Genomic DNA, 14,346 nt, shown 5'->3' on the forward strand with positions numbered 1-14,346 from the left:
CTGTTTTTAATGGTGATTATTCGATGTTCTGTACCTGTTCCCGCATCTGCTCAATATAAACCTTCAGGTTCACCGCACTCTGGGTCAGCCCGGAGTGAATCGATTTGGATGACAGGGTATTGGCCTCTCGGTTCAGCTCCTGCATGAGGAAATCCAGCCTACGACCAACAGCCCCTTGGCCTGAAGTATTCAGTGTACGTCGAACTTCTGAAAAGTGTGCTTCCAGGCGATCCAACTCCTCATCAACATCCATTTTCTGCGCCAGTATCACCATTTCCTGCTCCAGACGCTCAGGATTCAGCTCCTGTTTCGCTTCTGATAACCGGTCTAGAATCTTTTCCCGCTGGTTCTTGAGAATGCCCGGCAACAGCACTCGCAGCTGCTTCACTTCTTCCCCCATATTATCCAATCGGGTTTCAATGAAGGCTTTCAGCTCGTTCCCCTCACGCTGGCGCATTTGTATCAACTGTTTAATGGCTTCTTTAAAACTGTTGACCGCAGCCGCATTGATTTCCTTCAGCTCCATCTCTTCAACCGCCTGCACACCAGGCCATTGCAACACCTCCAAAGGATTCACTGCCGCAACCGAAGCAAACCGGGATTCAACCTCTTGAATCGCTTGAGAGAGCTTTTCCAGCATGGGACGGTTCAACTCCAATACCTGAGCCTGATCCATCAGCTGATATTTCAGCGTGCATTCCACCTTGCCACGCTTTAACTGTTTGCGCAGTACTTCCCTAAGCTGGGGCTCTGTTTCACGCCCCTGATCAGGAAGGCGGAAATGCGGTTCGAGATAGCGGTGGTTAACCGATCGAATTTCCCATGCCAGGCTGCCCCAGGCTTCCTGTACCTGGACCCGGGCGAATGCAGTCATGCTGGATATCATGAAATACTCTTTTCTCGGTCGATAAATTAACGGGTAATTATTAAGAAGTTTACGGATAAATTAAACAGTGTTTTCCCGAAAACCGTTAGAACCGTTATAATTCCGCAAAATTATCATTTCCTGAACATGCCTAAGGTAGACACCATGCGTCCAAGTGGAAGAACGGCCGATCAACTTCGCGATGTAAAAATCACTCGCAATTATACCAAACACGCCGAAGGTTCAGTCCTTGTTGAGTTTGGTGATACTAAAGTGATCTGCACCGCTTCTGTAGAGCGTGGTGTTCCCCGTTTCCTGAAAGGCTCTGGTAAAGGCTGGGTCACGGCAGAATACGGCATGCTGCCGCGCTCCACCACTGAGCGTATGGGCAGAGAAGCCTCCCGTGGCAAGCAGGGCGGTAGAACACAGGAAATTCAGCGTTTGATTGGCCGCGCACTTCGCGCAGCAGTGGATATGAAGAAGCTGGGAGAAAACACCATCAATATCGACTGCGATGTTATCCAGGCAGATGGCGGCACCAGAACAGCCTCTATTACCGGTGCCTGTGTTGCCCTGGTAGATGCTATTCGACACATGCAGAAAAAGAACATGGTCAAAGCAGACCCATTGCTCCATATGATTGCTGCCGTGTCTGTTGGTATTTATAAAGGCAGCCCGGTGCTGGATTTGGATTACCCAGAAGATTCCAGTGCTGAAACGGACATGAACGTGGTCATGACCGATGCCAGCGGTTTTATCGAAATTCAGGGAACCGCTGAAGCTGCACCTTTTAGCCAGAACGAGATGCTGGCCATGATGGCTCTGGCTCGCTCTGGTATCGAAGAGATCATCACTCTGCAGAAAAAAGCGCTGGAAGAGTGACACTTTTTCTGACACTTTTTCTGACACTTTTCCGGTCAATCGCTGTCTGATCACTTAGTTAATCTATCTTTAAAAAGCCCCTTCGCTCTTGGGGCTTTTTATCAAAGGCAGGCTATGTGATTATTTCGCTGATTGGTGCGTCGAGCACCGGAAAAACAACCTTATCGTCAGCACTGAAGCAAAATCTGGGCAGTGAATGGTCAGTCTTTGATGACTACTACCGTCAGACCGCACTGAAACTGGGCTATCAGTCACCCCGAGAAGCGATTCTTGAGAACTCTGACAGCCGTCAGTTTGCTTCTACCGCCATGACAGCATCCGCTCTGGGCGCCATGCTTCAATGGTGTGAAAACCTTGATGGCGGCCATGGCATTATTGATACGGGTCTGCCCTCTATTCTTTCCTTTCACCAGTACTGGCTTAATGTCTGCGACAGCCCGATCAGCCCTTATACATTGCGATTAGCCCAAGCCATTGCCAAAAAAATTGATGCTTACATTTATCTACCAATTGACGTACTGCCTATTGAAAACGACGGGCTACGCAGCACAGATAGCGGCTTTCAAAAGGAAATTGATCAGTGGATTGTTCACTGCCAGAGCGAACTGCAGATTCCAGAAAGCTCAGTGCTCAGGATAGAAGGCGGGGATTTAGAGGCAAGAGTTGAGAAGTGCATGAATTTGATCAGTACACTTCTCCGGAAAGAGCAAGCAGACTACATGCCCAATTCCCAGTCGTAATCGATGATGACTGGTCCGTGGGATGAAAACGCCTGGCCTTTATAAATGCCGCCATTCAGTACACGGTGGCGCATTCCCGGGGTGATAATCTGATAATCAACGCGCATGCCGTTGTTTTCATCACGGGCAGCGTTATCTTTCCACCAGCTGTATTTGCCCGCTTCACGATCCACTTCGCGATACGCATCAAAGAAGCCCATGTCACCAAGCAAGCCTTCCATCCAGCCACGTTCAGCCTGATTGAAGCCAGAAATTTCCTGTGCGTCACGCCAGTTAGTCACATCAATTTTACGGTGCGCAATGTTCCAGGTGCCACTCATAATAAACTCACGGCGCTTACGGCGCTGTTTACTTAAGTGATGGGAGTAACCATCAAGGAATCGATATTTGAAATTAAGGCTGTCGTCGTCTGTTGCTTCAGGCACAAACAAGCTGACAATACTAATCTTGTCAAAATCTGCCTGCAGATATCGGCCGGTCTCATCCATCTCCGGAAAGCCCAGACCACTGATGATCGCTTTGGGCGCCTGACGGGTATAAATAGCAACACCGCCTTTATCCTGGCGATTGTAACCACTGAATGCATAGACAAAATAGCCATCAAGGAAATACTGATCCTCGATCACCTGCTCATCTTCTCGAGTGTCCTGAAGGCAGATCAGATCTGCGTCCTGCTCCACGAGCCAGTCAAATAGACCGTTCTCCCGTGCACTCTTAATGCCTTCACAATTTAAACTGATAACTCTCATCGACTACACCTTGTCTGCACGCAATCTCGCGCTGACTTAATCTTGTTCTCGGCGAATCAGTAGCCGGGAAAACAGATCACTATAGACGACGACCGTCTATAGTACTAAATCTGACCTGAAAAACATAACCAAAGACTTATATAAGCTGAGGCGAACGACATTTAGCGTCTTATTTTTCAGGAATACGGCTACTTAACCGGAATTAACTCTGCTCAACTGTACGACAAAGTAAGTAAGAGCCTGCACCTATTATAAGGCAAGAACAGGAATCTTCTTGTACGGTTAAGCACAGAATTTTTTAGAATTCTATCGCGCGAATAATAACGACTTATCGCCACTATGTTTATCCGCATAAATGCGACTCACATCGTGCCAGATCAACGGACTCACGGCCTCAGACTTGGCAATTACCGCAATATTGCACTAAGCAAAGCCGATTTATTGGTATAAAATGAAGTTCTTTACTCGAAAATAAACATCAGGACAGGATAAACCGATGCAACAGTACCAAAAAGAATTTCTGGATTTCGCCATTCAACAGGAAGTTCTTCGCTTTGGTGAGTTCACCCTGAAGTCTGGCCGTCAGTCTCCGTATTTCTTCAATGCCGGCCTGTTTAACTCTGGAGAGGCCATCAGTAAGCTTGGCCGCTTCTATGCTGAGGCCATTGTTAATGCTGGCTTAGCGTTTGATCTTCTGTTTGGCCCTGCTTACAAAGGCATTCCACTGGCAACAGCGACCGCTGTAGCGCTTTATGAGCACCATGGCATCAACACCCCTTGGTGCTTTAACCGCAAAGAAGCCAAAGATCATGGTGAGGGCGGTAATATTGTTGGGGCTCCACTGGCGGGACGTGTTGCTATTGTGGACGATGTCATCACCGCAGGTACCGCTATCCGCGAAGTCATGGACATTATCAACAATACCGACGCGAAACCTGCCGCTGTTATTGTGGCCATGGATCGTCAAGAAAAGGGGCAGGGTGATTTGTCAGCGATTCAAGAAGTTGAACGTGATTTCCAAATTCCGGTTTTGAGTGTTGTATCTCTCACCGACTTGCTGGAGTATAGTGAGAATCATCCAGAAATCCGTCGCCATGCGCCGGACATTAAAGCATACCGAGACCGTTACGGTGTATGAGCACTAAACTTCCTTCGCTTATCTTCTTAGCTTCATTTTCTATGGTCACTGCTTTTCCAGCAGTGGCTCAAAACCTTTACAAATACAGAAATCATGAAGGCGTGACGGTAATCTCTTCCGTCATGCCCAGTGACTTGGTAAATCAAGGGTACACAGTTCTCGACAAAAACGGGCGGATTGCTGAAATAGTCCCCCCAAGCATGACCTCCGCACAGAAGGTCCAGCTGGATCACCTCGAAAAGCAGCGGGAAAAACAAGCTCGCCAAGACGAGATGGATAAAGAGCTACTGGTTTTGTACGGTTCTGCGGATGAGATTCTGGCCGTTATGAACAGGAAACTCGGTGAGCTTGACCTGAAACTGAAAGAGCTTGGCAACCTTCAAGTGATCACCGGAAATAATATTCAGGTTAAACAACGGCAGATAGAAAAAGCCGGAGACAAAGCACCTGACTATTTACAGGAAGAGCTCGATAATCTAAACGCCCAGAATCTGGATTATGAAAAAAGAGCAAAAGGCCTGAAGGAGGAACAAGCCCTTCTTAAAGAGCAGTACACCGCCTCTGCTGCCCGCTTCAAAAAGTTGAATCGCAACATCAGCCTCGAATCCATTCCTGCTGTAAGCCGTGATCAGGTTGAAGGGCAGTGGCGAATTCGCGAGGATGTGGCTATTGACTGGAATCTCGATCCAAGCGGTTCTTTTGATTCTTTCTACCAAGAGTTGGGTAGCTATGCCACCGAAAAAAACTTTGGTACCTGGCAGCTGACCAATAATCAAATCATCCTGATGATTGATAAGAAAGAGAATAAGGATTCACTGGGTGGGCAAACTAGCAGGCGGGTCGCTGAGGAACGACGCATTCAGATTATTAATGCCACTGAGTCCGAGTTACAGATACTGATGGACGGGAAAGAAGTCAGCTTGAACCGGTCTTAGAAGCTGTTCACAATCTTTCTGCGAGCTGCAAACGATCATGAACACCTTCTTAAAAACACGTCAGGGCTTTTGTGTAAAAAGCCCTGCGCTTTTCATCGAAATGATGCTTCAGAAATCATTACCCACTGATCAGCCCAGTTCTCGGTCGGCAGTCGTTTAAATTCACTACGTACATACTGAACGATTCGGCCTTCTGCAGCAGCCAGCATCAGGTTGGCTGTTACACTGACTGTCATACGTGTTCGGACGCCTTCTTTCATTTCTGCTTCACGCAACGTCTGCTTAAGCTGCGTTTCCAGGCGATCAAACAACTGAATCACTCGCTGACGCAAGCGATCGGTTTCTCCCGCCAGAGCATCGCCAGTGAGAATCCGGGTAAGGCCAGCATTTTTCTCACAAAAGCCCAGAAGCAGCCGCAGCATCTTCTCACACTTGACGGAAACACTCTGTTCTTCCGCAAGAATCAGGGTAATTCTGGAAAACAGGGCTTCTTCGATAAACTCGATCAACCCTTCAAACATTTTCGCCTTGCTGGGAAAATGCCGGTAAAGCGCAGCTTCAGAGACCCCCACCTCTTTAGCCAGTGCCGATGTGGTAATCCGGGTGCCCGGAGCCGTTTCCAGCATGTGCGCCAGGGCTTCGAGAATCTGCTGTTTGCGAGAAATTTTCTGAGACATATCCATTATGAAGTACTAAACACTATCTCCGGTTATCAAGGTGCCCACGCCACGGTCCGTCAATAGTTCCAGGAGAACGGCATGGGGCACCCGACCGTCTATGATATGAGCAGTTTTCACACCACCCTTAACGGCATTAAGTGCGCATTGTATCTTGGGAAGCATACCGCCATAAATAGTGCCGTCACTAATTAATGCTTCTACTTGCTGTGAACTTAACCCAGTTAACAGTTCGCCATCCTTATCCAGCAGGCCCGCTGTGTTGGTTAACAACAGTAGCTTTTCGGCCATCAGCTCTTCTGCCAGACGGCCTGCCACTAAATCAGCATTGATATTGTATGATGCGCCTTTGTCGTCGACGCCGATAGGGGCAACCACGGGAATAAAATCCGAATTCTGCAGCATATCGATAATATCGGTGTCGATGGATGCCACTTCGCCCACATGACCGATATCAATAATCTCCCGCGCGGTCATTTCTGGTGTTTTTTCTGTGACCACTAATCGCTTCGCGCGAATAAAACGACCATCTTTACCTGTAATACCTATTGCACGACCACCGTTGTTATTGATCAAAGTAACGATTTCTTTATTGACCAAGCCACCCAGCACCATTTGCACGACATCCATCGTATTGGTGTCGGTCACCCTCATGCCCTGAACAAACCGGCTTTCAATATTCAGTCGCTTCAGCATCTCACCAATCTGCGGGCCGCCACCGTGGACAACCACTGGGTTGATGCCAACCGCCTTCAATAGCACAACGCCCTGGGCAAAACTGTTTTTCAGTTCATCACTTTCCATGGCGTTGCCGCCGTATTTCACGACAACGGTTTTTCCAGCATAACGCTGCAGATATGGCAACGCTTCTGTCAAAACCGTAGCGATTTCCTGAGACGACAATGAAGGTGTATCCATGACTCCTCCTGAGGGAGTTTCTTACTATTTTTCTGTCTTGGCTGATCTAACAGGCTGAATGAACAGCCCGCTTCAACAATATGCTCAGTGCGTGCCAGAGTGCCCAAACCCACCAGCACCACGATCACTCTCTTCAAAGCTCTCAACAATTTCCAGCGTTGCCTGAACCACAGGCACCAGAATCAGCTGAGCAATACGTTCACCGGGCTGGATGGTGAATGTAGTATTGCCACGATTCCAACAGGAAACCATTAACTGCCCCTGATAATCAGAGTCAATCAAACCCACCAGATTACCGAGCACAATACCATGCTTATGACCAAGGCCGGAGCGAGGAAGAATCATGGCCGCTAGAGCAGGGTCTTCAATATGAATCGCCATGCCCGTTGGTAGCAGTTGGGTTTGACCCGGCTCAAGGGTTAATGGCTCATCCACGCAAGCGCGGAGATCAATCCCTGCAGAACCTTCCGTCGCGTGTGCTGGCAACGGAAATTCAGTGCCCAGGCGCGGATCAAGAATGCGGGTTTTTACTGTTCTCATGGAGTCAGCTCCCTATGGATTCATTGGTTTCATTCTGCGCTTTCCATTTCCGGAAGCGCCGGGCGACGATTTGCAGCAATTTTCGGGAAACCACTTTCTTGGACGCCCTTGGTAGCGGTTCTTCCAGCTCTTCACCGATCACGGTCACTTCATTGCTTTGGCTGCCAAAGCCGATTTCGCTGTCGCTTACATCGTTTGCCACGACCAGATTCAACTTCTTGCGCCGCATTTTGTCTGCAGCGTAACCCAGCACATTGTGCGTTTCAGCGGCAAAGCCCACCACAAAAGGCGGTTTCTCTGTACCGGTCACAGAAGCAATAATATCAGGGTTACGCACCAAGCGGAGTTCCAGCATTTCTCCACTGTTCTCTGCGTCTTTTTTGATTTTCTCTTTAGCAACCTCGGCCGGACGATAATCGCTCACCGCCGCGCAACCGATGAAAATATCCACTTCGTTCAGATGGTCGTGAACCACCTGATGCATATCCCGGGCACTGACGACATCAATGCGTTTAACCCGTTCAGGCGTATCAAGATGCACCGGACCACTGACCAGTGTCACCGTCGCACCGGCTTCAATGGCCGCTTCGGCAATGGCAAAGCCCATCTTTCCAGAGCTGTGATTGGAGATGTAGCGAACCGGGTCAATATCTTCCCGAGTGCCACCAGCCGTGACCATTACGCGCAGACCGGAAAGAATATCATGAGTGAAGAGCTCCGAGGTTTTCTCAACAATGACTTCAGGGTCGAGCATTCGACCAGGGCCAATATCACCGCACGCCTGAAAACCATCATCAGGGCCAAACAATTTTATACCGCGCTCCAGCAGTTCGTCGCGATTCTCCTGCGTCACGCTATCTCGCCACATGCCTTGATTCATGGCCGGCGCCAAACAAATCGGTGCGCTGGTTGCCAGGCATAGTGTGGTTAGCAAATCATCCGCATGGCCTCCAGCCAGACGAGCCATAAAATCAGCCGTGGCCGGCGCCACCAGAATAACATCCGCCCAACGAGCCAGTTCAATATGCCCCATGCCGGCTTCGGCTTTGGTGTCCAGCAGATCGAGATGCACCGGATTGTGAGAGAGCGCTTGCATGGTTAATGGAGTAATAAACTCACAGGCGGCCTTGGTCATCACCACCCGAACATCCGCACCCAGCTTACCCAGATGCCTGACCAGTTCAGCACTTTTGTAAGCGGCAATGCCCCCGGTAACACCCAGAACAATGCGTTTGTTGCTTAGCTGCTGCATAAGTTGCCAATTTCCTTGGGGAATTAAGTGAGCGTTTCTTTGTCTGAATGGTTATTGGCTCACGTTGAAATCGTTAAACCACCATCATAACAGTGAACGCCAAACGGATATAACTCCTAATGGTTGGAGAAATGCTTTGCTACCCCGAGAGAAAATGATGAGTCTTGGCGCTTCTGCACTCACAGAGACAGAGCTGCTGGCCATACTTCTGCGAACAGGCTGTCAGGGTTTGAACGTTTTAGACCTGTCTGCACAGTTGCTTAGCCAATTCAAAGGACTGAACGGGTTGCTGACCACGGAGCACCAAGAGCTGGTTGCTATTAAAGGGCTTGGGCCTGCCAAAGCCACCCAACTCAGCGCCATATTAGAGATGTGTCGTCGAGTGCTGAACCAGAAACTGGCAAAGTCTGACGTTATTACCAGCCCGAATTCAACTCGAGAGTATTTACAACTCCATTTTCAAGGGTTGGAGCGTGAAGTGATGGCGTGCCTGTTTCTGGATACCCGGCATCGAATCATTGCGCTGGAAACCCTGTTTCAAGGGACGTTGAACTCAGCAACCGTGCATCCACGGGAAGTGGTGAAGAAAGCACTGTCACTGAACGCCTCATCTCTGATTTTGTGCCACAACCATCCTTCCGGTGACCCTGAACCGAGTCAGGCTGATATCCAAATTACACAAACGTTAAAAGAGGCACTTCAACTTGTGGATATTGACGTTCTGGATCACATGATCGTGGGGCAGGGCGAAATTCTCTCGATGGCAGAGCATGGATTAATCTGACTTCTGTAGGGTCTGTTGACGTTTCGTTGCGAGACTCAGTGACTCAGAAAAACGCCAAGCGCGAGAAAGGTTTGCGCCGTGCGTAGTCATTCTACGCCAAGCAAGCCTGACAAAGCGGGTGGCGTTTTTCTGAGTCACCCAAAGGGCGGATCAGGGCGCCCCTATCCCGTCGTTCCAGCATCTTGAAAGGCAATAAGCATTCCTGCGATGCTGCGCCTAGTTATAGGAGCGCCCTGATCCGCTGAGCACGCAACGAAACGTCAACAGACCCTAATAAACAGAAGTCAGACTTTGAAGATCACTCTTCTGTATCAACAAAAGGCTCTTCGCCTTCCATATCACCAAACACATCTTCTTCTGGCGCTAAAAACCATTCATCCAGTTTCATGGATAACTGATCCACACCAGTTTTCTTCAAAGAAGAGAAGAGCTGAATGCTTACCTGTGGAAAACGTGACAGATCGTTGCGCAGCTTGTTTAGCTCCTGCTTCGCAGCACCGGATTTCAGTTTGTCGGACTTAGTGAGCAAAATGTGCAGCGGCAGGTTGGCGCTGACACTCCAGTTGAGCATCATCTGGTCAAACTCTTTCATTGGGTGACGAATGTCCATCAACAAAACCAAGCCCACCAGCGCTTCACGGCGCTCCAGGTAATCGGTCATGTGATGCTGCCACTCTTTCTTCATGGCCTCTGGCACTTTGGCGAAGCCGTAGCCGGGTAAGTCCACCAGAAAGACGCCTTCCTGAACCTCAAAGAAATTGAGAAGTTGCGTTCGCCCCGGCGTTTTACTGGTTCGAGCCAGTTTGTTGGAGCCTGTCAGTGCGTTCAGTGCGCTGGATTTACCGGCATTGGAGCGGCCCGCAAAGGCCACTTCCCGACCTTCATTTTCCGGGCATTGACTAAGCTTGGCCGCACTCTTAAAAAAGGTGGCCTTGCGATAGTTTATTGATTCTATAGGAGGATTCGTGTCGCTCATGGGCTTCATAGGTTCCGGAAAGTAGCCAAAAATAAGGCTGCAATTGGTTCTGGCTGTACCGGTTGCCGGTTGAGTAGTTTATACTATCGTCGTTCAAGGCACATGCTGTCATGTCACCTGACGCAGAAACAGCCAATTGCAGTCGAGGGTTCTGCGAAGATTCGTTTCATTGTTAAGCTTGCTTTAATAAAAAGCCGCGTCAGGTCTGATGAATAATAACAGCCATTTCAGGCAAATGCCGTAACTGGGTCGGGTAATGAAAAAAATTATTCTCTCTCTGGTCGTTTCTTTGGGGGTAACAGGCATCGCCTTTGCCAAAGGAGATGCAGCTGCAGGTAAAGCAAAATCAGTCACTTGTTCCGCTTGCCATGGTGCTGCGGGCGTCAGTCCTGCACCGAACTGGCCAAATCTGGCGGGTCAGGGAGAACGCTACCTGGTCAAACAAATTACTGAAATTAAAGAAGGTGCTCGCTCGGTTCCTGAAATGGTACCGTTTGTTGGCGGGCTGACAGAACAAGATATCGAAGATCTCGCCGCATTTTATGCCAGCCAACCAGCGCCTAAGGGTGTTTCTGATCCAAAGTACACTTCTTTGGGTGAAGCGCTGTACCGTGGTGGTGATGCGAAAAAAGGCATTCCAGCCTGTTCCGCTTGTCACTCGCCAACAGGGCAAGGCAACTATCTGGCCGGTTACCCAATGCTGGCTGGGCAGAAACCCGATTACACCGCCAAGCAGTTGCGTGATCTTCGCGAAGGCGATCGCACCAACGATGGCGAGACTAAAATCATGAGAACCATCGCTGAGAAGATGAGTAACAAAGAAATCGAAGCGGTTTCCAACTACATTAGCGGCCTACGTTAAGGTTTGCGTCTTTACAGAAGTGGTTGAGTCACCACTTCTGTAAACCTCCCTTTTCTGTAAATAACGCCTCAATCTATTCCCTTTCAAAGTCCGCTTTTGTATTGTTTCTGCAAAATTACAAATAAAGCAGGACTACAGGATGACCAAGAAAACGAAGGGAATTGCGGCAATCGTCGCCTTTCTGGTAGTTTCAATCGCTGCCGCCACATTCTTACTAAACGACAATAGCAGCAAACCCACCGTTGCTGTGACTCAATCTGTTGAAGCACCAAATCAACATGCGTCACATGACCATTCTGAAGAAAAGCAGCCAAGTACGTCACAAGCAACAACTCAACCCTATTCACCTCTCTTATTCTCTGCCGGAAAAGATTATCGAGAACTGCCCGTGCCTGTGCAAACGGATGCAACGACAGAGCAAGTCGAAGTAGTTTCCGTATTCTGGTATGGCTGCCCACACTGCTATGCCCTTGAGCCTCAGCTGGATCGATGGAAACCAACCCTGCCCGGTGACGCGAAGTTCATCCGCACTCCGGGGTTCTTTTCCCCCAACCTTTGGCAAACCCATGCACGTCTTTACTATACTGTTCGCAGTATGGGGATTGAAGACAAAGTGCACGCTGGTATTTTCAATGAGATCCAGAACAGCCGTAACCTGTTAGGTGATGATGATGCCATGGCCGAGTTCCTGAACCGGGAATACGGTATCGAGGAGAGTGCATTTACCGAAGCGTACAAGTCCTTCGGCGTTAACAATCAGCTGCAACAGGCATTTTCTAAGCTGAAAGGCTACAACCTCAGTGGTGTCCCAGCGATTATCATTGATGGGCGTTACGTGGTTGAACCCGGTTTAGCCGGTTCTCTAAGCAACATGCCGGTGATTGCCGATTTTCTGATTCGGAAAGTTAAGCAGGATCGCAAGAGCTCCTGATACGGCAAGCCCTGCACCCCAACAACTACTTAAGAAAAAGCCGGAACGCCCATAAACGTTCCGGTTTCTTTAAGATGGGAGTGAATGATGCCGATTCGGACGCTGACAGGCGCGATGCGAAGGCGCTTAAATCGCAAGCGTTATCAGTTTCGCACTGAAAGCGCCCACTATAACCACAGTCAAACCGTTCAACCGCTCACCAAGAACACCTTAAACCTTCTCAGTTTTAATATTCAGGTCGGTATTAACACGGAACACTTCCGCCATTATCTGACCCGCAGCTGGCAACACATTCTTCCCCATCCAAACAGGATTGCTACGCTGGATCGTATTGCCGGGATATTGCCCAAATATGATTTGGTTTCCCTGCAGGAAGTCGATGGAGGAAGCCTTCGAAGTGGTTTTGTGAATCAAACAGAGTACCTTGCCCTTAAAGGACTGTTTCCTTTCTGGTATCACCAATTGAACCGCAACCTTGGCAAGTTTGCTCAACACAGCAATGGACTGTTAAGCCGTTATCAACCTTTGTCACTGGAAGATCACAAACTACCCGGATTGATTCCCGGTAGAGGAGCCATTGTCACCCGCTTTGGTAATCCCGATAGCCCACTGACGGTTGTCATGATGCACTTGGCTCTAAGCCGCCGGGCAAGAAACATTCAGCTGTCGTATATTCAGGAAGTGGTGCAAAACAATGAACATATTGTGCTGATGGGGGATATGAATACTCACGCAGATCAATTACTCCATGACTCACCACTGCAAAACTCGAGGCTTCAAGCCGCTCACTGGGGACAAAACACATTCCCCAGCTGGCAACCAAAACGATCGCTGGATCACATTTTGATAAGCCCATCGCTGCGTGTGAATCGTTTCGGCGTGGTTAATCTACCGATTTCAGACCATTTGCCGGTGTCGGTAGAAATTCAGTTGCCTGAGAGCGTTCTATGCTCGTCTTAGATGACTCTTATACCAATGTCGTTTTTAAATTGTGGAGTGAGTAAGTTATTTTGGGCGACTGGGCAAGGCGAAGCGACGAGTCATAGCCGTAGCTATGGCGAGGAACTTCAACGCAGATCCAGTCGCTCAAAATGGCTGCGCAGCCCATAATTTAAAAACAGAATTGGTATTATTCCCTCATAAGCTAGCGAGCTAACTGGCTCTAGACTTAATGTCTTTTTTCTTGGACATATATAAACGCCTAAAATAAATATCACTTTTCAGCTCTGGAAAAAGAATGTGATCATATTTTTTTAAATAAGAGGCCACTTGTTGAAATACTGGAACACCGTATTTCTCAATCTTGATGTGATGTGGATCTCCATTTTTAATAAGCCATGGAATGCCATCACTAAGAGCACTCCAACCGGGAAATGGAACCCATTCACCATATTATTCAGAACCAGTACTGGTTCCTGTTGATTTGTACATTAAAAAACAGTCATTGGTGTTTAAAACAGCTTCTGCAATGTAGTAATTTAAATAATGAACTCCTCTCCCGGTCAATTCATAACCTACGGCATTTATCCCTTTAGCAACCATTTTTTCTACGTATGGCAACCCTTCATCACGATGATTTAATTGAAAATAATATTCACTAAAATGCTGTTTTAAACCATCTAATACTTTAACTTTGGCCAATGACAGTATATTTGATAATGCACTAGGGGAAATTTCACTCCCTCCTTTTCTGCATCTGTTTGTCTCAAAAACATCTTTATCTTTGGAATCATTATTTTTTTGTAATACTTGGCACTCGATCTTACTATTTTTTCTATTTATTTTATTCTCTGACTTTAAAAAATGTATTTTTCGATCGTACAATTTTTTTATCTTTTGGTAAGAATAGGTGTCACGTTTACCTAAATCTTCTAAATATTTCTTTGCATCAATTATTTTGACAAAATACTGATTCCTCCAGCCTTTAACAAATGCCTTTCCTGAAAGATAAAGCCTTTTTAAGAGACAATCTTTATTATGCGTATTCCAAGCATGAGAAAAGCTTTCTATGGCATTTAACAACTCAGGCAGCATAAGGCCTCCTCATATCAACTTTTATTCAAACCAGTACACTATTCAACTTATTCGGCTCACCTA

Annotated in this window: 16 protein-coding genes; 8 read left to right on the forward strand and 8 right to left on the reverse strand. The window is 47.9% G+C overall.

Annotated features, from left to right (window positions below; all coding sequences use genetic code 11):
* Positions 1–16 precede the first annotated feature (16 nt).
* Entirely contained in the window at positions 17–886 is an 870-nt protein-coding gene (locus Q1B11_RS16845) for a YicC/YloC family endoribonuclease (protein WP_299734546.1), read from the reverse strand.
* A 144-nt stretch (positions 887–1,030) separates the two neighbouring features.
* Here Q1B11_RS16845 and rph point away from each other — a divergent pair, with 144 nt between their 5' ends.
* Together rph and Q1B11_RS16855 are read left to right on the forward strand one after the other, a co-directional pair.
* Positions 1,031–1,747: a ribonuclease PH gene (gene rph, locus Q1B11_RS16850; protein WP_299734548.1), complete on the forward strand. Its 717-nt coding sequence runs from the start codon at positions 1,031–1,033 to the stop codon at positions 1,745–1,747.
* A gap of 116 nt (positions 1,748–1,863) precedes the next feature.
* Positions 1,864–2,487 (forward strand): ATP-binding protein, encoded by a 624-nt coding sequence (locus tag Q1B11_RS16855; RefSeq protein ID WP_299734550.1) that lies wholly within the window; start codon positions 1,864–1,866, stop codon positions 2,485–2,487.
* Here Q1B11_RS16855 and Q1B11_RS16860 read toward each other — a convergent pair.
* Positions 2,463–3,236: an exodeoxyribonuclease III gene (locus tag Q1B11_RS16860; protein WP_067515917.1), complete on the reverse strand. Its 774-nt coding sequence runs from the start codon at positions 3,234–3,236 to the stop codon at positions 2,463–2,465. The two genes, Q1B11_RS16855 and Q1B11_RS16860, sit on opposite strands and share 25 nt — an antisense overlap.
* 496 nt (positions 3,237–3,732) lie before the next feature.
* On the opposite strand from Q1B11_RS16860, the gene pyrE reads away from it, so the two are divergent.
* Positions 3,733–4,374, forward strand: a complete 642-nt coding sequence (gene pyrE, locus Q1B11_RS16865) for an orotate phosphoribosyltransferase (protein WP_299734553.1) — start codon at positions 3,733–3,735, stop codon at positions 4,372–4,374.
* Positions 4,371–5,309: a hypothetical protein gene (locus tag Q1B11_RS16870; RefSeq protein ID WP_299734555.1), complete on the forward strand. Its 939-nt coding sequence runs from the start codon at positions 4,371–4,373 to the stop codon at positions 5,307–5,309. The genes pyrE and Q1B11_RS16870 overlap by 4 nt, the downstream gene beginning before the upstream one ends.
* A 92-nt stretch (positions 5,310–5,401) precedes the next feature.
* Here the strand turns inward: Q1B11_RS16870 and slmA are convergent, their stop codons facing one another.
* From slmA to coaBC, 4 genes are all read right to left on the reverse strand, one after another.
* Entirely contained in the window at positions 5,402–5,992 is a 591-nt protein-coding gene (gene slmA / locus Q1B11_RS16875; RefSeq protein ID WP_095210242.1) for a nucleoid occlusion factor SlmA, read from the reverse strand.
* A 9-nt stretch (positions 5,993–6,001) separates the two neighbouring features.
* On the reverse strand, positions 6,002–6,904 hold the full coding sequence (gene argB / locus Q1B11_RS16880) for an acetylglutamate kinase (protein WP_067515914.1): 903 nt from the start codon (positions 6,902–6,904) through the stop codon (positions 6,002–6,004).
* Between the two features lie 84 nt (positions 6,905–6,988).
* Positions 6,989–7,444 carry a dUTP diphosphatase gene (gene dut, locus Q1B11_RS16885; protein ID WP_067515913.1) on the reverse strand — a complete coding sequence of 152 codons (456 nt, stop codon included), beginning with the start codon at positions 7,442–7,444 and terminating at the stop codon, positions 6,989–6,991.
* 4 nt (positions 7,445–7,448) lie between these two features.
* Positions 7,449–8,696: a bifunctional phosphopantothenoylcysteine decarboxylase/phosphopantothenate--cysteine ligase CoaBC gene (gene coaBC, locus Q1B11_RS16890; protein WP_299734563.1), complete on the reverse strand. Its 1,248-nt coding sequence runs from the start codon at positions 8,694–8,696 to the stop codon at positions 7,449–7,451.
* A 136-nt stretch (positions 8,697–8,832) separates the two neighbouring features.
* Here coaBC and radC point away from each other — a divergent pair, with 136 nt between their 5' ends.
* Entirely contained in the window at positions 8,833–9,480 is a 648-nt protein-coding gene (gene radC, locus Q1B11_RS16895) for a DNA repair protein RadC (protein WP_366139484.1), read from the forward strand.
* A 298-nt stretch (positions 9,481–9,778) separates the two neighbouring features.
* On the opposite strand, the gene yihA is transcribed toward radC, so the two are convergent.
* The gene (gene yihA / locus Q1B11_RS16900; RefSeq protein WP_299734564.1) at positions 9,779–10,456 is read right to left on the reverse strand and encodes a ribosome biogenesis GTP-binding protein YihA/YsxC; all 678 of its coding nucleotides are present in this window, start codon (positions 10,454–10,456) and stop codon (positions 9,779–9,781) included.
* A gap of 256 nt (positions 10,457–10,712) precedes the next feature.
* Here yihA and Q1B11_RS16905 point away from each other — a divergent pair, with 256 nt between their 5' ends.
* From Q1B11_RS16905 to Q1B11_RS16915, 3 genes are all read left to right on the forward strand, one after another.
* Positions 10,713–11,318, forward strand: a complete 606-nt coding sequence (locus Q1B11_RS16905) for a c-type cytochrome (RefSeq protein ID WP_299734566.1) — start codon at positions 10,713–10,715, stop codon at positions 11,316–11,318.
* Positions 11,319–11,457: 139 nt separating this feature from the next.
* Complete coding sequence (locus Q1B11_RS16910; protein ID WP_299734568.1) at positions 11,458–12,249, forward strand: thiol:disulfide interchange protein DsbA/DsbL; 792 nt, start codon at positions 11,458–11,460, stop codon at positions 12,247–12,249.
* Between the two features lie 84 nt (positions 12,250–12,333).
* Positions 12,334–13,209 (forward strand): endonuclease/exonuclease/phosphatase family protein, encoded by an 876-nt coding sequence (locus Q1B11_RS16915; RefSeq protein WP_366139485.1) that lies wholly within the window; start codon positions 12,334–12,336, stop codon positions 13,207–13,209.
* Between the two features lie 432 nt (positions 13,210–13,641).
* Here Q1B11_RS16915 and Q1B11_RS16920 read toward each other — a convergent pair whose 3' ends face one another.
* Positions 13,642–14,283, reverse strand: coding sequence for a hypothetical protein (locus Q1B11_RS16920; RefSeq protein WP_299734570.1), 642 nt, complete (start codon positions 14,281–14,283; stop codon positions 13,642–13,644).
* Positions 14,284–14,346: the final 63 nt, after the last annotated feature.

Origin of the sequence: uncultured Endozoicomonas sp. (assembly GCF_947495845.1) — a bacterium.
Lineage (GTDB): Bacteria > Pseudomonadota > Gammaproteobacteria > Pseudomonadales > Endozoicomonadaceae > Endozoicomonas.

What these genes read in the sequence shown, in the direction of transcription:
- Q1B11_RS16845 (WP_299734546.1), bottom strand. Translation starts at nt 886, where the DNA reads ATGATATCCAGCATGACTGCATTCGCCCGGGTCCAGGTACAGGAAGCC.
- rph (WP_299734548.1), top strand. Translation starts at nt 1,031, where the DNA reads ATGCGTCCAAGTGGAAGAACGGCCGATCAACTTCGCGATGTAAAAATC.
- Q1B11_RS16860 (WP_067515917.1), bottom strand. Translation starts at nt 3,236, where the DNA reads ATGAGAGTTATCAGTTTAAATTGTGAAGGCATTAAGAGTGCACGGGAG.
- pyrE (WP_299734553.1), top strand. Translation starts at nt 3,733, where the DNA reads ATGCAACAGTACCAAAAAGAATTTCTGGATTTCGCCATTCAACAGGAA.
- Q1B11_RS16870 (WP_299734555.1), top strand. Translation starts at nt 4,371, where the DNA reads ATGAGCACTAAACTTCCTTCGCTTATCTTCTTAGCTTCATTTTCTATG.
- slmA (WP_095210242.1), bottom strand. Translation starts at nt 5,992, where the DNA reads ATGGATATGTCTCAGAAAATTTCTCGCAAACAGCAGATTCTCGAAGCC.
- argB (WP_067515914.1), bottom strand. Translation starts at nt 6,904, where the DNA reads ATGGATACACCTTCATTGTCGTCTCAGGAAATCGCTACGGTTTTGACA.
- dut (WP_067515913.1), bottom strand. Translation starts at nt 7,444, where the DNA reads ATGAGAACAGTAAAAACCCGCATTCTTGATCCGCGCCTGGGCACTGAA.
- coaBC (WP_299734563.1), bottom strand. Translation starts at nt 8,696, where the DNA reads ATGCAGCAGCTAAGCAACAAACGCATTGTTCTGGGTGTTACCGGGGGC.
- yihA (WP_299734564.1), bottom strand. Translation starts at nt 10,456, where the DNA reads ATGAGCGACACGAATCCTCCTATAGAATCAATAAACTATCGCAAGGCC.
- Q1B11_RS16905 (WP_299734566.1), top strand. Translation starts at nt 10,713, where the DNA reads ATGAAAAAAATTATTCTCTCTCTGGTCGTTTCTTTGGGGGTAACAGGC.
- Q1B11_RS16910 (WP_299734568.1), top strand. Translation starts at nt 11,458, where the DNA reads ATGACCAAGAAAACGAAGGGAATTGCGGCAATCGTCGCCTTTCTGGTA.
- Q1B11_RS16915 (WP_366139485.1), top strand. Translation starts at nt 12,334, where the DNA reads ATGATGCCGATTCGGACGCTGACAGGCGCGATGCGAAGGCGCTTAAAT.
- Q1B11_RS16920 (WP_299734570.1), bottom strand. Translation starts at nt 14,283, where the DNA reads ATGCTGCCTGAGTTGTTAAATGCCATAGAAAGCTTTTCTCATGCTTGG.